We start from the raw sequence: 20,066 nt of genomic DNA, 5'->3' as shown, positions 1-20,066 counted from the left end.
GTCATACACCTTGCCGTTTACTTGAGCAGTTCCAGTAATTGCTAAAGGCGTAACTTGAATGGAGCCATTCGTCGTCGTAATGCTGTAGTTCGATAGGGAGGTACCTGCGCCAGCGACTGCTACCAAGTTATCGGCAGTTGCTGTTGGTGATACGTGGGTTGCTTGCGCTGCACCAGTCGCAGTAATCGTCTCACCGTTCACTAAACCAGTTACTACATATGTATTGGTTTGAGTACTACCGTTGTAGGTTGGTGTTGTTGTATTACCCGTAATGGTTAAATTAGCTTTATTTACTGTTAATGCAGCAGGGTTGTAAGTGATGTTGTAATTGTTTGCATTAAACCCACCTGTACCGATAGCACTACTAGCAAGAATAGCACCAACATAATTACCTGCTGCCGTATTCGATGGAATAGTTACAGAATTACTAATGCCATTATTGTAATTAACAGCAACGCTTGAAATTGTATCTCCTGATGCTAAAGAACCGCTACTTAATGAATAACCAGTAGGATTGCTTTGCGAAACATTTACCTGTGTACCATAAGTCGTATTAATAGCCGTAGCAGAAATAGTGATTGGACGCGGAGTTACTGACATGAGTCCATTGACGTAATTCACTGTTACAGGTGTTGAACCGGTAATAATTGCGTTTGAAGGTGTAATTACGTAAGAGTTTCCTACATTAGCACTGACAACTCCTCCCAAACTGGTAATTGTTAATCCCGTTAAAGTATCCCCCACTGGCAATGTACCAGTCACTAAATATCCAACGCCAGAGATGAAAGTAGCTATTCCACTTCCGTTGTAAGTTAAACCATTCGTCGCAGTGAATGAATTGCCATAAATCTTACTATCGTTGATTGCTGTAATCGTAATTACATTACCGGCTGCAGCTGTCAATGTTCCATTTGTGTATGTAATTGAGTAATTGGATGCGCCAATCGATCCTGCGGCAGTTGTAAATGTTGCTGCACTTGGGGCAATCGGGTAAGTTCCAACTGCGTAAGGAGTTGTATATGTCGCTGCGGCGAGCGTTACTCCACTAATGGTTGGCAATGTTACCCCATCAACAACTGTTGCCATACTACTAGTGGTGAAACTTGTACTTCCAAGGTTAGCAGCTGAACCTGATTGAGTAGTTTGGTTATTTGCAGTAATTGTTAATGAAGCTGGTGTAATTACTAAACCTGTTACTGATCCGTTTACGGGTAGGTTAGAGTTCAGAGAAATACCAGAAGAAACCGCAACTCCAGAAGTGCTACTTAAGGTGTAAGCATAACTACCTGTATAGACAGTAGGACTCGTACCATTCACTTGCTCTCCGAGCAGAGTTCCATAGGAAACTCGTGAAGTTGATTGCAGTGTGTTGATAAAGTCACTTAATGGCACCACAAAATTCAAGCCATTCACTGCTACGTTGATACAACCTGCAGCATTTGTACAACCGCTCACACCATTTGCAATATAAGCTGGATTTGCTGTGGAATTTTTAACAAATAGGCTATTTAATTGGTAATCCAAGGTGCCGGCAGTAGTTACATTTCCAGCGGTACTTAGTGGGTCGTCTACACCATACACCTTAGTCATTTGACCTGAAACGTTTACTGCTACAGTTGGTTGCGTTCTAAATTGAATAACCGGGCCATTCGCAGATGTTGTGGTCCATGAACTTTTTCCCGTTCCCGCAACAACATTGGATGCATTAATCCCCGCGAGTGAAGTAATTGGCAATCCAGTAGACGCAACATTACCAGCAGCATAAGCTTGGCCAAACAAGGTATTACCAAGACTTAGGGTACCCAAGGTTGGCGACAAAAAAGCCAAAGAAGTTGGGGTTGTCATCGTAACAGCCGTTGTACCAGGGGATCCTGCATACAAATACACATTACCATTTGGAGAAGTGATGTTGTTACCGCTAATCGCAGTAATTTGTCCGCAATTCGTTGTTATGGCAGTACATATTGCACCACCTGAATTCACTGTTGTAATACCAAAATAGGCTCCTGCCTCAATCACTACAGGGCCAGTACCATTATTCACAATCTTAGGTGGTGTTACGTTGCCGTTATTTGAAGTAGCGATAAACACACCAGCATTGGAATTTTGCGTAAATAATGTACCGGCAACCGTAACGATATCAGCAATATTACCAATCGCTGTTAGAGAAATTGCACCAGCATTGGCCCCGTTTGTTACGGTGACAGCATCGTAATAACGTCCTGAGTAAGCAATAATATTTGTATTACCACCAGTTGAGTTGTTATTAATAGCAACGTTCCCACTAATGCCGATGGCATACAAAGAGGTTGAGGTATTTGCGCTTGGCATAATACCAACAATGTTGATCGCATCTGTACCTGTTACAAATGTTCCAGTGGTTGCTAAAGTAACATTACTAATTAAAACTGCAGCCTTTGTTGGTTGTGCAATTGCAGTAGCAGCCCCTACTGCGCCACGAATATAAATACCATTGGTCGCGGTCATATTTCCAGGGGAACTAATGGAGATACCGTTATTGGCAGTAGTTGCATATTGCCATGCATTGGAGGCTGTAATTGCTCCTTGAACACCATTGATATAGGTGTTATCTAGAGTGATCGAACCTGGTACATTGAGTGCGCCATTTTGAATAATTTCCGCACCGGCAGTGATGTTTGCATAATTGATGTAAGCATTTGAGGCTCCTGCGCCAAAGGTAACTACGCCGGGATTGATGGTAGATAGCTTGGTTCCAGTCGTAGTATCAAAAATAATATTGGCGTCATGACCACTACTGTTAGCGACAACACTGATAGCACCACTTTGATTGATGATACTGTTGGATATGAAGGAGATATTTCCACCAATACTATTGTCAGTAATTGCTCCGGTTTGTGTAATACCAACATTACCTCCAGCGATAGCATTATTACCAGTGACTGTAATGTTTCCACTGCCCCCGGAAATCATCAATGCCCCAAGCGAAACCGCTGCACCAGTTCCTGCAGTAGTCCCTTGAATATTGATACTGCCATTATTGGATTTAATAAGTCCTGTATATAAAACTGCTTGAGAGCTGGTGGATGTTGGGCTTGTATTTTGTGCGTTAATCACCACATTTGCATCAGCTGTAATGGTTCCACTATTTCTAATTGCACTACCTGTACCATTACTAGTTACATAAATATTGACATTGCCACCAACACCAGCCACCGTCGTTGCAGTAATATTTTTTAAATTAGGAACAGTGATATTTACACCAACGATTCCGCTTGTAGCGCCTACAATTGGGGTAGTAATATTACCTAAATTAACATTTCCACCATAAGCAATGATATCCAAATTACCTTGACCAGAGGTAATGGTACCTGTTGAATTTGCCTGAAAATTAATATCGCCCCCAGCAATAGATGCCGTACCAGATGTTAGAGTAACTCCAAATCCACTAACATCCATTGCCAACCCACCTGTTGTAGGTGCTGCATAAATATTAATGTTGATACCGTACCCACTAACTTGCTGCGACGAGAGAATACTCCCATTGGTATAAAAAGTTCCACCGGTAGATCGGCTAACTAAGTTCATCGTGACCGCTCTTCCCGCAATAATCCCCGCAGTCACTCCTGCAGGAATATAGGCGGCATGACCTGTCGCACTAACATTTGAAGCGTTTACATTAGCTGGGATTAAGAGATATCCACTTGTCGGACTACCGCCAACGCCGCCAGTACCTCCATAGGTATTATCAAGCGTAACAGAACCAGATATGGTGGTAGTACCTAAAGTTATCGCTGACCCACTACTGAGCTCAAATAAATTCACTGGATTATTGCTTGGTGTTGCACTGGCAGAATTTGTAATCGTACCAGTAGTAATTGCAGCATTGAGACTACCTAAAGTGGTATCAAAAGTAATTGCCTGAGCATTACCCGTGTTGTTTGCAGCTAAAGTAATCGTACCAGTCTGAGAAATATCTCCATTTGACTTGAATAAGATATCCCCACCACTTGACTGAACAGCAATCGTGCCCGAAGTAGAGATTCCGGGATTTCCTGCATTAGCTGTATTGTGATTACCTATTACAGAAATTGCTACAACATCTGCCGTTGGGAAAGAGGCTGCATTAGTAACTGTCAAGTTAAAAGCTCCAAGCGCATTTACAACCGTTGTACTTGCGTTAATACCATTGAGATAAATTCCTACATTGGATGTTAAATTTCCAGCTAAGGTAATCGCACTTAAGGCGGTAGCATTTGTAGCAGATGCATTCGCAGCAGTTAAATCAGAAATTCCTACCGTTGTGCAACTGTAGCAAGTGTTATCTAAGCGAATGTAACCCGGCATTGTTAATGCAGTTGCAGTAATTGCTGCTCCATTACTCAGCGCTACAAAGTTGATTGCACTCGTACTAGAACCATTAACAGTGATAACTCCATTCGCTATCGTGGACAGATAGGTGCCACTTCTTGTGTCGTAGGTAATCGCGGAGGAATTACCACTCGTATTCGCAACGAATGTAATCGCACCAGATTGAGCAATTTTATTGTTAGAGGTGAAAGTAACATTTCCACCATTCACATTTTGGGTAATGGCACCAGTTTGAGTAATGCCTGTATTCGCGCCTGCTGTACCAGTTCCATTGACAACAATATTTCCTGACGCTGCATTCGTAAAGACTGGTGAGCCATTAAATCCAATATTGGCGACCCCATAACCAACCGTTGCTAAAGAAGTTGATTGTGTTGTAGCACTAAGCCCACTAGTCCACAGCGTATTAATATTCGTACCAGCGCCAGTAGTTAAGGCTGTCTGACTCGTCCTCGCAGCAAGTTCTGTTGCTATTAATTGGCCACCAATCAGTTGCAGATTTAATTGCACTATTCTAGTTAAAGGCGCAGCTGCAGCTCCCCAACCTAATAAATAGTTCGCATTCGTTGCAGTGTTGCCTGCCATAGCATAAACAACAGTCGCGCTTTGAATATTTCCTGTTAAACCTGAATTCGCCCCTGCAATTGATGCAGAAGTCAAAGTTGGCAATGAACTAATCGTACCAATATAACTACCAGTTGTATTAGAAATAAAAGTTGGTGTAGCGCTTGTGCCTGCAACATAGAGACCATTCACCGTCATCGCACCAAGACTAGTAATTGTTGCAGCAGTAGTTGCTGTGCCGTTCACAGAAATGCCTAAACCTGTAATTGCTCCGGTTGCAGCAATCGTAGCTCCAGTTGTTGAAGTTCCAGTAATGCTGACAGATCCTGAAGTTGCTGTAATGGGGCTGGTATACGTGATGCCAGCACCAGTAGATGTTGTGGAAGTAAGACTAATATTACCAATTGGTGCAGTTAAAGAATCAGTCGCCGCAGCATCATTAATACCTATACCTGCAGTCCCCGCAATTGCTTTTAAAACTATTGCATCACTACCTAACAGCAGACTACCGGATGATAATGCACCATTTACTGTAATTGCAGTTCCAGTAGTGGCATTTGCGGCTAATGTTGATCCTGCGTTGGTATTATCAACCAAGATGCTACCAGAAACAGAAGTAGCTCCAATCGTTAATGCTGAACCATTTGATTTCTCAATAAAATTAACTGGACTCGTTGCTCCAGTCGAATTAAAGGTAAAAGCACCTGTCGTAATTTTGCTATTAAGATTGCCTGTAGTCGTATCGTAGGTAATTATTTGTGCATGATTCGTGGTATTTGCCGTAGCAAAACTAATAGCAGCAGTAGAAGTAATATCACCATTCGTTATGTAGCTGACATTACCACCATTTGAATTATTGGTAATTGCACCGGTAGTGACAGTAATACCGCCAGCGATTCCATTTGTACCAACCGTAGACGTCAATGTCAAAGCATCAGCAGCAGTTACAAAAGTGTTCGCTAAACCAGCGTCTAATGCACTAATAGTAATGCCGCCCGTTACACTAATACCTTCTCCAGTAAGGTTCGGATTTGTTGCAGTAATCACAACTTTAGGAGCCGTAATTAAGGCCCCCATCGAAACGCCATACAAGGTGGTGGAATTAGTAGAAATAATATTGACTGATCCACCAGTTGTCGTAATTGTTCCACCAGCAACTGAAGATACACCGATGTTCGTTCCACCACTCGCTGTTAAATTAACTCCCGTAGCTGCTGAGATGGCTGCACCCACTTTAATACTGAGTTGCGGAGTAACTAGTGAAGTTGTTAAATTAACGCTACCTGTATAGCTAGTAAAAGGAGAAGTTACATAAATAGACGGCGTTGATAAAGAAGCACCGCCAGGTCCAAAGGTCGTTAAGGTAATATCACCCAATGCGTTAATTGGTGAGCTAGTTGCGAATCCGCCAGGTGTATAGGCAATACCCGTTGGACCTATCACGCGAATATTAGCTGTGAAAGTGCCGCCGGCATTAATAACTTGGTTTGCACCTGGTTCCCATGCGCCATAGTCCATATTGTTTGGAATCATGGTATTCGTACTTCTACTAGTAGTGAGGATTACGTTACCACCACCTGTTGTAGATGCACTCACGGCCAAACCATCATTCGTCGTATTTATTTGCAAATTATTATGGGTCCACATGACACCATTTTGAATGGAGCCCATCGTATTGGTAATACCCGGAGTGCCCAAACCACTGATAGTTCCACCTGTTCCATCAAGTACTACGTAACCACCCCGGGTAATAAATTGAGCACTTTGACTCTTACCAGCATCAATGTTATTGCTACCACCAACAAACGCATAAAAATTTGCATAGGTATTCGCTGTATAAAAGGACTGAGCCAAAATATTAATAGGGGCCGCTGATGTTCCAGGAGCATTTTGAGTAATGCTGCCATTAATCGTGATCGTGGAATTAGAGAGAATGCTTACATTAATCGGTGCAGTAATCGAAGCACCTTGCGAACTAATGGATTGAATCGTGATTGCACTGCCACCGTTACCACTTGTTGTGTCGTATTTAATACTCTGAGCATGGTTCGTGTTATTGGCAGCTAAATTTAGTGCACCGGTAAGAGAAATATCGCCGTTGGACTGGAAAAGTAAATCTCCACCACTCGACTGTATTGCAACCGTACCTGTCGAAGAAATCCCCGGATTACCCACATTAGAAGTTTTGTGGTTAGCAATCACAGAAATAGCTGCAACATCCGCTGTCGGGAAAGTTGCTGCACTAGTAACGGTTAAGTTGAAAGCTCCCAATGAATTTACAACTGCCGTACCTGAATTAATACCATTCAGATAAATTCCTGCCCCGGATGTTAAGTTACCTCCTAAGGTAATTGCGCTCAAAGCAGTAGCGTTTGTAGCAGTCACATTGGTCGCCGTTAAATCAGAAACGCCAGCCGTAGTACAACCGTAGCAAGTATTATCTATACGAATGTATCCTGGCATCGTTATTGCTGTTGAGCTAATAGCAGCTCCATTTGTTTTAGCAATAAAGTTAATTGGACTTGTACTAGAGCCAGTAATAGAGATAGCCCCATTCGCTAAGATTGATAGGTAATTACCACTTGTTGTGTCATACGTAACATTGGCAGCTGTACCGGAAGCATTAGCAACTAATGCAATAGCTCCAGACTGAGCAATCTTGTTATTTGAAATGAAACTGATGTTGCCGCCACTGGCATTATCAGTAATAGCACCTGTTTGTGTAATACCGTTATTAGCTCCTGCGGTACTATCATTACCAGTCACTGAAATATCACCGCCGCCTGCATTGATCGTCATTGCTCCTAAAGATACGACCGTTGCAGCAGTTGTAGCGTTCCCAGTCACAGTAATGGAGTTTGCTGTAATTAAGCCAGTGGTTGCAATAGTTGCACCAGTAGTTGATGTGCCCGTTAGGATGACATTACCAGAGGTCGCTGTGATTGGGCTGCTATAAGTAATTCCAGCACCGGTTGAGGTTGTTGAAATTAACGAAATATTTCCAACTGACGCAGTTAAATTATCAGTGGCAGCCGCATCATTGATTCCGATACCTGCAGTGCCAGCGATTGCCTTGAGAGTAATTGCATTAGCACCTGCTAAAGATCCTGATGTTAATGCGCCGCTAACTGTGATTGCTGTGCCCGTTGTTGCATTCGCAGCTAAGGTAACTCCATTATTAGTGTTGTCTACTAAGATAGAACCAGGAACACTAGTAGCAGCGATGTTTAAAGCGGATCCAGATGATTTCACAACATAATTGATTGCTGAACTACTAGTTCCAGCCCCAAGACTTAAGGCACCTGTAGCAATAGTACTATTTTGATTACCGCTTGTTGTGTCATAGGTAATGGCTGAGGAAGTACCACTTGTATTGGCAACTAAAGTAATCGCTCCCGCTTGAGCAATTTTATTATTTGAAGTAAAGGTGATATTTCCGCCACTGGCATTTTGCGTAATAGCACCAGTCTGCGTAATACCAGTATTGCCGCCGGCTGTACCTGTTCCGTTAACAACGATATCGCCAGATGCAGAGTTTGTAAATACAGGTGATCCACTAAATCCAATGTTAGCAATCCCGTAACCAGCCGTTGCTAAAGAAGTTGATTGGGTCGTTGCAACTGTTCCCCCAGTCCACAGCGTATTAATGTTTGTACCAGCGCCTGTGGTTAATGCTGTCACGCTTGTTTTTGCAGCTAGCTCTGTTGCTATTAATTGACCACCAACCAATTGAAGGTTTAATTGAACTATTCGTGTGAGTGGTGCAGCTGCAGCTCCCCAACCTAGTAAATAGTTCGCATTGGTTGCAGTGTTGCCTGCCATTGCATAAACTACCGTTGCACTTTGAATATTGCCAGTTAGTCCCGCATTGGTTCCTGCAATTGCTGCAGATGTCAGAGTTGGTAATGTCGCAATGGTGCCAATGTAAGTACCATTCGTATTAGAAATAAAACTTGGAGCAGCATTAGTGCCAGCAACATAGAGACCATTCACCGTCATCGCACCAAGACTAGTAATTGTTGCAGCAGTAGTTGCTGTACCGTTCACAGAAATGCCTAAACCAGTAATTGCTCCGGTTGCAACAATCGTAGCTCCAGTTGTTGAAGTTCCAGTAATGCTGACAGATCCTGAAGTTGCTGTCATTGGACTTGCATAGGTAATACCAGCCCCAGTAGACGTGGTGGAATTTAGGGAAATATTACCAACAATTGCGGTTAGATTGTTAGTCGTTAAACTGTCATTAATACCAACACCAGCGGTACCAGCAATCGCATTAATCGTAATAGCATTCCCACCAGCGTAAGCACCAGATGTTAGAGCACCACCAACAGTAACTGCAGTCCCGGTTGTTGCATTCGCCTGAGTTACCCCACCGCTAACCGGAGATGCGCCACCATAAGTGTTATCTAAAAGAATATAGCCAGGTACTGTTACCGCCCCAACCGTAATCGGAGCACCCGACGTAATTACAGTATAGTTAATAGCGGTATTCGAAGCACTCATACCACCAGTTAGCGTTAACGCCCCAGTTGTAATTGCAGAACTTTTATTTCCGCTAGTAGTATCGTAAGTAACGCTTGAGATTGTGCCACTTGTATTAGCAGCGAGTGTTATTGCCCCTGTTTGATTAATGATGTTATTACTTGTGAATAATATCGTTCCACCATTCGCACTTTGGTTAATAGCGCCAGTGGAACTGATACCGGTATTGCTGCCAGCAGCACTATCATTGCCAGTGATAGCAATATTGCCAGTTGTATTGGTAATAGTAGCAGAGCCAAGATTTACTACCGTTGTTGCTGTAGCAGAAGTACCTGTAATAGTGACGCCCGCTCCTGCAGAGATATTTCCACTCTGATTCACAGCAACGCCAGTGCTAGTAGAATTACTATTAATGGTTACCGGACCGGATGAACTAGTAATTGTTCCAGTATTAATAACACCAGTACCTACTAAATTGTTATTGATAATATTAACACCCGTAGCACCCGAAATAGCAGCTGCACCATTAACCCCCGGTGCCGTTGATGACCCAGTGCCTGTGGAAGTAAGATTTACAGAGCCAGCATATGATGTCAAAGTTGACGTGATATCGATGATTCCTCGGCCACTTGTAGTTGAACCCGAACTGTTGCTTGCTGTAATGTTGAGATTACCAACCGCAGCGATAGGAGAATTGGCGGAATAGAGGTTAGTTACAAAGCCTCCCCATAATGCTGTTCCGGTAGCATAGGTATTAATATCAACCGAACCACCAATATACCAAGCCCCATTTGGGCCAAAGCTAGGCACTAGACTATTTGATGATGTAACTGCAAAATTTCCACCGGTTGTGTTTGAGCTTACACTGGTAGTTGCTGTCGATGTGGTGTTGAAAACGACACCACCAGACCCCAGCGCAACAGTACCGTTGACAATGGTTCCTTTGGTAATTACACCTACAGCAGAAATGGAGCCCCCGGTACCATCTAAGGCAATAAATCCGCCCTTGGTCGTGATGTTGCCAACGATATAAATGTTGGCACCAGAACCTGAACCTGCCGCATTTGAATTATAGAAAGATTGCATGGATACATTTAATGGCCCTGTGCCTGAGGCTGTGATTGCGCCCGTCGCTGAAATGGTACCGGATGCTTTAACAACTAGGCTCGTGGTGGCTGTGCCAGTTGTTGTAATGGCGGCAAGACTAATATTTTGAGCAGTACCACTGGTGTTATCAATTGTTAAAGTTGCTGGGGCTGTGCTATTTGCAAACGTCAACGCTGCTGATTGGGTAATCGTACCAGTTGCAGAAATAGTGACGGAAGTACCTGCGTTAATTGCATTTTGAATATCCGCAGTATTAATATTAGAAACACCTGCTTGCGCAGCAAATGCAGCGATATTAGCGTTGTAGTTAGAACCTGTTGCAGCAACTCCACCGGTAGTGGTTGCAGCCGAAATCGTCACATTGGTTGGATCAAGCAACCACTCCCCACTTGCATGCACATTTACACCACTGATACTTAATGCTTCACCTGAGGTCTCAACATTCGTACCAGTTAGGTTTGAATTAAAGATAAAAGTTGATGAACTTAATGCACCTTTAGCAAAAGCTTGACGTCCAATTGCAATTGAGCCATTAGTAGTTGTGATACTGGAATGATTAATTTGGATTTGATTACCGAATACGACGATTTTGCCGTTTGGTGAATTAATAGCGCTTTGGCTATTTATTTTGATAATACTTGAAGTAATACTATTATTTGAATCTACTGCTGTTACAACTGCATTATTAACAAAAACTATTAATGAAGGAGGTGCCGTTGCTGGGGGAGCTAAAGTAGAACCATTACTTAGATTATTAATCTGACCCAAATTAATAACACCACCTTGAGATAAACCTTCCGAACTAATTAAAGCGCCAATAATATCCGTTTGGGTTTTACCAACAATGGCAACGTTACCACCATTATTTACCTTACCAATGGAATCAATAATACCGTTATTATTAACATTACCAGAAGTTGAAACGATATTAATCGTTCCACCATTAATACCGTTAGCAGAAATATAACTATTAGAACCTACATTAATATCTCCACTAGAAATAACGTTAATAGTTCCACCTGAAGAAGTATAAGTAACGTTATCTGCAATTAATCCATTTTGGCCATTACGGCGATTATTACCCGTATTGGCATTTGATAAATTTAATGAAGTTGAATTATTTGAACCACTATTATTACCGTTGCCATTACTATTAATATTACCTAATAGATTAATCATTGCACCAGCTAAGTAAATATTTGAACTCGATCCACCATTAGTATTGATAGAGCCATTTACATTAATTGCTTGAGCAACGGCATAAACGGCCCCCGCCGTAATATTGTTATTAATGTTGATTGTCCCAGCCACTGCATTTAAGGACAAGGAGGTCAATTGATTTTGAGAAAAGATATCAGCGCCAGCTAAAAAAGTTATGCTGGGCACACTACTTTGCACACAAGTTCCGAATCCACCGCAGGAAGCAAGGGTGGCATCCAAAGTAACATTGGTTGTTATCAGGGCATTGGAGATCACTGAGGCAGCGTTTTGGTCAATCGTTATTTGTGTGATCCAGTTACCAATCTTTCCCTTTGGTGCTGTTGTATCAACCAACAATCCCGTTCCATAAATAACTTTACCAACAGAACTGTTATCAATCGTACCGCCATTACCAGAAAGTAAACCACCTTTAGCACTCAATGCACCTGCAACTGTCGTTACCTGCTCTGACCACACTTGAATCATGCCACCATTGCCATTTTTTGAAGCAGATACATCAATTACAGCACCCTTATCAATAATTACTGTTTTGGCATTAACTTGAGTTAAAGATGAATGATTATTTGATTTACCAATAAAAATCTGACCACCACCTGTTGTGCCAGTAGCCGTAGTTTGAGATTGACTCGTTAAATTAACCTCATTACCAGTAATATTAATCTGACCACCAGTTGAAGTGGTCGAATTTGATTCGATAATACCTGCTTGAACAACTTTATTACCAACTAAGGTAATCACTCCACCCTCTTTATTAATTCCTGAAGCAGAAATAGTTCCTGAATTTTGTACTACAGAGTTTCTGAGTGCCTGTGCAGAATTTGCTGCAATAATAATGTTTCCACCTTCTACTTGGATTAATCGCTTATTTTGAATCAGAGAGTTAATACTTGAAGCATCAACATAAACATTAACTAACTGTTGGTCATTAAATGTTAACGTAACTTTTTGACCAGAAACTAAAGCAATTGCATTTGCTCCAGATAATGTAGCGGTAATAATGCCTTCATTTCTAACTTCTGGTGCCATTAAAGCAATATAACTATTAATGTTATTACCAGTTATTTTTCCTTTATTAATAACTTTAGCTGAGCTATTAACATTTCCGGAATATGTTTGCTTCATATTTCCGGACATAAATTCATCTTGATTAATATTCATGGTAGTTGCAACCATACCACCGACATTTACTTCAGCATTTTTACCAAATACAACACCATTTTGATTAGTAAAAATAACCTGACCATTTGCATTAACTGCTCCATCAATCATTGATTTTGACGAACCATTTACAACATTTAAAGTTGCGGAATTTGAATTTGGTTGATTGAAGTTTACTTTTGCACTAGAGCCTACATTAAAACTATTCCAGTTAATCACCGCATTTTGGGAACTTTGATTGATATTCATCACATTACCCGATTGGGCAATAACGGCCTGACCTGCAATCAGAACTCCACCTGTCGGTAATGCATTTGTTGCTAAAGGCGCGGCAATAGCACTTGAAGTTGCAAACAAACTACTAATGATTAATGCTAATTTGAAGTGCAACATCCTACTCCTATCACCTTTGACAGTGAAAGGACTATGACTCCTAGTTAGAGAGGAATTTATAGTTGTATGCAAATTAAATTAAAAAAATTTTGTTAAATAATTCTCATGACACTCAGAAGGATCAGCATTTTTTTTACGAGCGCAACCCGTTTAGGTCATAAGTTTTAGTATTCTAAAAACATGCCCATTCAAAAAATACACCCAAAGGTAGGTGTTTTTGAGCAATTGCATAATTTTTTCTACTCTTTTAAATAGTATTTATCTACCATTTAAAATTGGTTGAAATTAATATATTTTGCTAATCTTGATGTGTTTCCGTATTGGATTTTTTTGATTAGAACGTTAGACTTCAAAGTTCTTTTGCCGCATTCGATGTCTTTTGTCGAATGCGCTAATTTGATGGGGCTTACTCGGCAACATTCACTGAAGAGGCCGAAAAGCATCATTGAGGTTGCAGTAGATAGGTGTTATTCACCTAAAGTGAGTTAAAACCTTAGTACCTCAATTGAAGTAAGTTTAAAGTTCTCTTGCAACCCCTTCATTTTTCCGTAACTAATTTTGATTAATTGCTAAATTAAAAATAATAGTTACCCCTAATCCACGCTTGTACTGTTCTGTATTGGTTATCAGTATTCAGTTGAGCACCATCTGCATTAAGTAGGGGATTTTGTCCTACCCGAAATGCAACTGTGCCTTGCAGCTGAAAATTGTTAAAGTTATACTTTGCCCCAAATCCTGCAGCATAGACAGCATAAGCGTTATCAGCATTAGTTAAACCTTGGAGCGTTGTACTCCATTGGCTGAGATATTGTTGAACCACGCCCATATCAAAAAATATACTAAGCTGCAATTGACTAGGATAAGTATGAATAACTTCAGCTGAAGTCACGATTCCTTGTGCGCCACCACCTTGGGCAATTGGGTAAGCCCTAACACCATAAGGCCCTCCAATATACAGTTGCTCAGAAGAATTCAAATTACGACTTGAGACTTGGGCATTCACTGAAATCAAAACGTTCGTCATCTCAATAGGGAGTGGACTTAAATAACCTAGATAAACGTTCAACTTTTCATAGGTTCCCGCCGTGAAAGGTCCAGTTGGCGATTGATCAGAGACGAGTTGTTGCGAGTTACGAATGAATAAATTACCAACAGTACCAGTGACTGAATAGTTGAGGGAGTTCTTATCCAGCATTTTTGTGCCGGACCATCCCATATTAAAACTCGTGATACTGTATTTACTTGCCTCTAATCCTTTCACATAGTTTAAGTAATCACGGTTTTCTAAGCCAAAACTTAAATTTTGACTTTCAGCGCCGTTTCTCTCTAATGCATAGGACGCATAGACACCATAAGTAGAAGCATCGCCATTCGTTGGAGTTGCTGAAAAACTCTCTAAACCATAGTAAGTAAGTTGCGAACCACCAAAACCAATTCTCCATCCATCATTTCCAACAGGCATCCAAAACTTAACTGCCCCATAAATTGCGCCTTGGGAACCAATTGCATCTAATACAATCTGATCACCCATTCCAAAGGGATTGTTTAAATTAAAACCACCAATGACTTGGGGCACGCCAGTACTTGCAGCTCCATGGTTAGAAAAGTCCACGCGACCACTAATGAGGGCGTTATCTTTTAGTTTTACCTGAATATTACTACCTCCATCTTTCTGACCTGGCAAGAGTCCACCCTCGGCTGACACGCCGGGTAGCTCATTGAGCAGAATAAGACTTCGTTGTAACTTAGGGAAATCGATGAAATCACCAATCTGATTACCATTTTTAATGAATCCTCTTGCAACCTCTGGTTTTAAACGAGACTGACCTGTTTCAGATTCATTTTCGATAGTGATCGCCTCGACTGTCCCCTCCAAAATTTTAATTTCAATGATGCCGTCTTTCACTTCTTGGGGAGGAATCACTGCTGTAGCGACGCGTCCAACTTTTGTATATATATTAGTGATGGCATTCCCAGCTTCTTCAATCTGCGCAAAAGTTAGTTCTCTACCACTAAAGTTTTTTAATGCTTCTTGAACAGTTCCCTGACTGATTAAACTGACGCCACTCACACTAAAGCCATTTACTTGAATTTTCTCTGCTGGTTGTTCAGAGGGTGTTGGCGCAGATTCCTTTTTGGGCTCTATTGGCTCCACGCTTTGTTGCTGCCGATTACGTTCTGCCTCGCGTTGTAATTGCTGCTGTAATGCTCCAGCATCTTGAGCATAAACATTCGGACTTAAAACACCACTGATAACTAAACCCAATGATGCAAATTTATAAACAAAAGGTGATTGCATAAATGAAAATGTTGAATTTTTAGATAAAAAAATAGTAAATCACCGATGTTACGGTTTCTACCAAAATTAAAAGTTGGTACCTTAACGCTTGATTTTTTATGTTTTATTTTTGCAAGCAAAGCCTGAATATGTAGAATTTTCAGGTTGGGGAAGATCACTTTTAAAACATATTACTACAAAAAAATTTCAAACATCCGCTAACCATCCTCGTATTCATCTTGTCTATTTAATCCTCTTCTAGATCATATTGTTACCAAATTCGTTCCAATTCCACGTTGCAATAAATTAATTTAGTTACAAAATAAAGATAATCATCGATACAAAATTCTTTTTTTTGCATACGCATGCAAATACGATATACTTGAAAAAAATTATTATTCATTAAACCTAGGAGCTAACAAAATGATCAAGTATCTGAAACGCGGTAAAGATGCGCAAGTCCGCTTAGATGACGACGCAAAAGTTCGTCAAACTGTTGAAGGAATCATTAAAGACGTTGAATCGAATGGTGATTCTGCTGTTCGTGAATATAGTAAAAAATTCGATAATTGGGATCCAACTGATTTTCGCTTAAGCCAAGCAGATATCGAAAAAGCGTATAAAGCGCTCTCCCCGAGAGAAATTGAAGATATTACCTTTGCGCAAAAGCAAGTTCGTAATTTTGCGCAAATTCAAAGAGACTCCATGAAGGATGTAGAAGTTGAAACTTACCCTGGCGTCATTCTTGGCCATAAACATATTCCAGTAAACGCTGTCGGTTGTTACATTCCAGGCGGTAAATATCCATTACTCGCTTCTGCTCATATGAGTGTATTAACGGCAAAAGTTGCAGGTGTTAAACGAGTAATTTCTACAGCACCTCCTTTTCAAGGTGCCCCTCACCCAGCTATTGTGACTGCGATGTCGATGGCTGGCGCAGATGAGATTTATGTTTTAGGCGGAGTGCAAGCAGTGGTTGCAATGGCCGTTGGCACACAAAGTATTGCACCCGTAGATATGTTAGTTGGCCCAGGCAATATGTTCGTTGCAGAAGCAAAACGCCAACTCTATGGTCGGGTTGGTATTGATTTATTCGCTGGCCCAACTGAAACACTCGTGATTGCAGATGAATCCGTTGACGGTGAACTTTGTGCTGTTGATCTGTTAGGCCAAGCTGAACATGGTCCAACATCACCTGCTATTTTGCTAACCAATAGTGAAAAGCTTGCGAAAGAAACGATGGCAGAAGTTGAGCGTCAATTAGCTATTTTGCCAACCGCAAAAATTGCTCAGCAAAGTTGGGCTGATTATGGCGAAGTGATTGTTTGCGACACTTATGAAGAAATGCTCCAAAAAGCAGATGAATTAGCTTTTGAGCACGTGCAAGTAATGACGAAGGACCCTGATTACTTCCTCAATAATATGACGAATTTCGGCGCTCTCTTTCTAGGACCAAGAACCAACGTAAGTTATGGTGACAAGGTCATTGGTACAAACCACACCTTGCCAACGAATCGTAATGCCCGTTATACAGGTGGTTTATGGGTAGGTAAATTCATCAAAACTTGTACTTATCAAAAGGTACTTACTGACGAGGCTAGCACCACGATGGGTGAATACTGTTCACGCTTGTGCCATATGGAAAATTTTGCGGGTCACGGTGAGCAAGCGAATATTCGTGTTCGTAGATATGGTAATCGTCCTGATTTGCCTTGGTATCAACCAGTTGCTGCAAAGGGTGAGTAATTCACATGCAAACACCTAACTTTAGAGTAGATGGACAACGTGCCCTAGTCACTGGTGGCAGTCGTGGTATTGGATTTTTTGCTGCAATTGCCCTGGCGCAAGCCGGGGCGAAAGTTACTCTAGCCGCACGATCCATTGCGACCTTAGAATCTGCTGCAGAAGAATTTAAAAAAGCAGGTTTTGAATGCGAGATCTTGCAGCTAGATGTTACCGATCCGATTGCGGTCGATGCCTCATTAGGAGCGCGTGAGCCATTTCAGATTCTCGTTAATAATGCTGGTATGAATCGGCCAAAGCACTTGGTGGATGTCAAAAACGAGGATATTGATGCTGTTTTTGATTTAAATATCAAGGCAGCCTTTTATGTGACTCGTAAAGTGACCCAACAATTACTTGCTGCTAAATTACCAGGTTCTATTATTAACATTTCATCGCAAATGGGTCTAGTCGGTAGTCCACGTCGCACCCTGTACTGTGCCAGCAAGCACGCACTAGAGGGAATGACTAAAGCACTCGCTTGGGAGTTAGGCACAGCCAATATTCGAGTCAATACGATTTGTCCGACTTTTATTGAAACGGATATGACTGCACCAATGTTTGAAGACAAGGCGTTTCGCTCCTGGGTGATTGATAAAATTGCGCTTGGCAGATTGGGGCAGCCAGATGAAATCATGGGCTCGATTGTTTTCCTAGCTAGTCCTGCTTCCAGCCTAATCACTGGTAGCGCATTAGTACTTGATGGGGGCTGGTCTGCTGCATGAAATCGGCACCAACGGCACAGGATGTTGCGGCACTTGCCAATGTTTCACAATCTGCTGTTAGTCGCAGTTTCACACCGGGTGCCTCGGTATCTGAAAAGACTAGGTCGAAAGTACTTCTTGCTGCGAAAGAGTTGGGTTACCGCCCAAATGCTATAGCAAGAAGTCTTTCTACCAACCAAAGTCGAATCATTGCTTTGGTCATGAGTTATCTAGAAAATCAATTTTATCCACTGGTGATTGAAAATCTCAGCCAAGAACTGCAAAAGCAGGGATATCATGTTTTACTCTTTATCGGTCAAACGAATAATTTTGATGCAGACTCCATCTTGATGGATATTTTGCAATATCAAGTAGATGGCATCATTATGGCTTCGGCAACTTTATCGCCCAATCTTGCTCAGAGTTGCGCTGCTTCTGGTGTGCCCGTCGTGTTATTTAATCGCGTTTCCTCGATCAGTCAATCGAGTCTTGTAAGTACAAGCTCCGTCACCTCTGATAACTATACTGGGGGAATCCTGATTGCGAAAGTTCTTGCTGAGCGTGGTTACAAAAAAATAGGTTTTATTAGTGGTCTTGAAAACTCTTCAACAAGTATTCAGCGTGAAGATGGGTTGAAAGACGGATTAAAGCAATATGGACTTGATGTGCAGTTTAGATCGGTGGGACAATATGACTTTAATCAGGCGAAAGTTGCAACTCGAGAACTTTTTAGCTCCAAGGATCACCCTGATGCAATTTTTGTTGCGAATGATCATATGGCGATTGCTACGATGGATGTAATTCGAGAAGAACTCCACTTGCGAATTCCAGAGGATGTGGGAGTGATTGGCTTTGATAATATTCCACAAGCAAACTGGCAAAGCTATCAGTTGACCACCATTAGTCAAGATGTCGACAAGATGGTTCGGGCTACTGTGGATGTTCTCATTAAACAGATTCATCATGAAATCCAACCCGAACATATTGTCATTCCGTCTAACTTCATTGAGCGGAATACACTGCGCAAACCAACGGAAATTTCAGCCTAAAATTAATCAGCCTTAATCTCAAGTTTTCTGATTAATTTATCCCATTTCACAAGATCCAGCTCAACTTGATCTGCAAACTGCGCTCTACTCATTGGTTTTACCTCTAAACCTTGTGCTAGAAGTTTAGTTTGATTCTCAGGATCTTTTAAGGATTCATTAATGGCTTTATGGATTTGATCTAAAGTTTTCGGTGGCGTTTTTGCCGGTGCAAATGACCCATACCAAGGCTCGAAACTAAAGCCTTTTAAGCCACTCTCATCTAAAGTTGGAATCGTTGGCAAGGAGGGTGTCCGCACTAAACCGGAGGTTGCAATAGCTCTCACCTGACCAGAATCAATGTAAGGTTTAATTGCCGCAATGGTCATAAACATCACTTGAATTTGGCCACTAATTAAATCAACAATAGCTGGACCTGATCCTTTATAGGGAATATGCGTCGCCCGAAAATGTGCTCTATCTTTCAGCATTTCCATGGCTAAATGGCCAGCACTTCCAACGCCACCGGAGCCAAAATTCACCTTATCTGGATATTTATTTACGTAAGCCAAAAACTCAGAAACGTTTTTTACTGGCAGTGCGTTAGTAACCACTAAAACATTTGGGGTCACACCAATACTAGCTAAAGGAATAATGTCCCGACGCGTATCAAAAGGGAGTTTATCGTACAAAGCAGGATTAAATACAAACCCCATATGATGAAACATCAGCGTTTTTCCATCTGGATTAGAAGTCGCTAATTTTGTCGTACCAATCGTACCACCACCCCCACCTCGATTCTCAATCACAACTGAGTCTCCCAACAACTTACTTAAGTCCGGGGCTAATTGTCTGGCGACAATATCTACTGTCCCACTAGAGGCGAATGGCACAATAATAGTCGTCGTTTTACTACCTTGAGCAAAACCAAGACTACTAAATAAGATACTCAGAAGAAATACAATATTTTTGCTACGAATCATAGAGAGTTGTTTAAAAAAA

At 41.5% G+C, this 20,066-nt stretch carries 6 protein-coding genes; 3 read left to right on the top strand and 3 right to left on the bottom strand.

Annotation, left to right across the window (positions count from 1 at the left end):
- Positions 1–13,275, bottom strand: a 13,275-nt coding sequence (locus B8983_RS12435; protein WP_084285517.1) for a hypothetical protein, incomplete at its 3' end; no start/stop codon positions are given.
- A 574-nt stretch (positions 13,276–13,849) separates the two neighbouring features.
- Positions 13,850–15,574 (bottom strand): ShlB/FhaC/HecB family hemolysin secretion/activation protein, encoded by a 1,725-nt coding sequence (locus B8983_RS12430; RefSeq protein WP_084285515.1) that lies wholly within the window; start codon positions 15,572–15,574, stop codon positions 13,850–13,852.
- Positions 15,575–15,976: 402 nt separating this feature from the next.
- Between B8983_RS12430 and hisD the strand changes: the two genes are divergently transcribed.
- Genes hisD through B8983_RS12415 form a run of 3 tightly spaced genes read left to right on the top strand, consistent with a single transcriptional unit; the run spans position 15,977 to position 19,088 of the window.
- The gene (hisD, locus tag B8983_RS12425) at positions 15,977–17,299 is read left to right on the top strand and encodes a histidinol dehydrogenase (protein WP_084285513.1); all 1,323 of its coding nucleotides are present in this window, start codon (positions 15,977–15,979) and stop codon (positions 17,297–17,299) included.
- A gap of 5 nt (positions 17,300–17,304) precedes the next feature.
- A complete protein-coding gene (locus B8983_RS12420) occupies positions 17,305–18,060 on the top strand; it encodes an SDR family NAD(P)-dependent oxidoreductase (protein WP_084285511.1) in 756 nt (251 codons plus the stop codon).
- The gene (locus tag B8983_RS12415; RefSeq protein ID WP_084285509.1) at positions 18,057–19,088 is read left to right on the top strand and encodes a LacI family DNA-binding transcriptional regulator; all 1,032 of its coding nucleotides are present in this window, start codon (positions 18,057–18,059) and stop codon (positions 19,086–19,088) included. The genes B8983_RS12420 and B8983_RS12415 overlap by 4 nt, the downstream gene beginning before the upstream one ends.
- Before the next feature lie 2 nt (positions 19,089–19,090).
- On the opposite strand, the gene B8983_RS12410 is transcribed toward B8983_RS12415, so the two are convergent.
- Positions 19,091–20,047 carry a tripartite tricarboxylate transporter substrate binding protein gene (locus B8983_RS12410; RefSeq protein WP_084285508.1) on the bottom strand — a complete coding sequence of 319 codons (957 nt, stop codon included), beginning with the start codon at positions 20,045–20,047 and terminating at the stop codon, positions 19,091–19,093.
- Between the last annotated feature and the right edge of the window lie 19 nt (positions 20,048–20,066).

Origin of the sequence: Polynucleobacter kasalickyi, from assembly GCF_900176405.1 — a bacterium.
GTDB lineage: Bacteria > Pseudomonadota > Gammaproteobacteria > Burkholderiales > Burkholderiaceae > Polynucleobacter > Polynucleobacter kasalickyi.
This window is presented reverse-complemented; position numbering and strand designations above follow the sequence as displayed.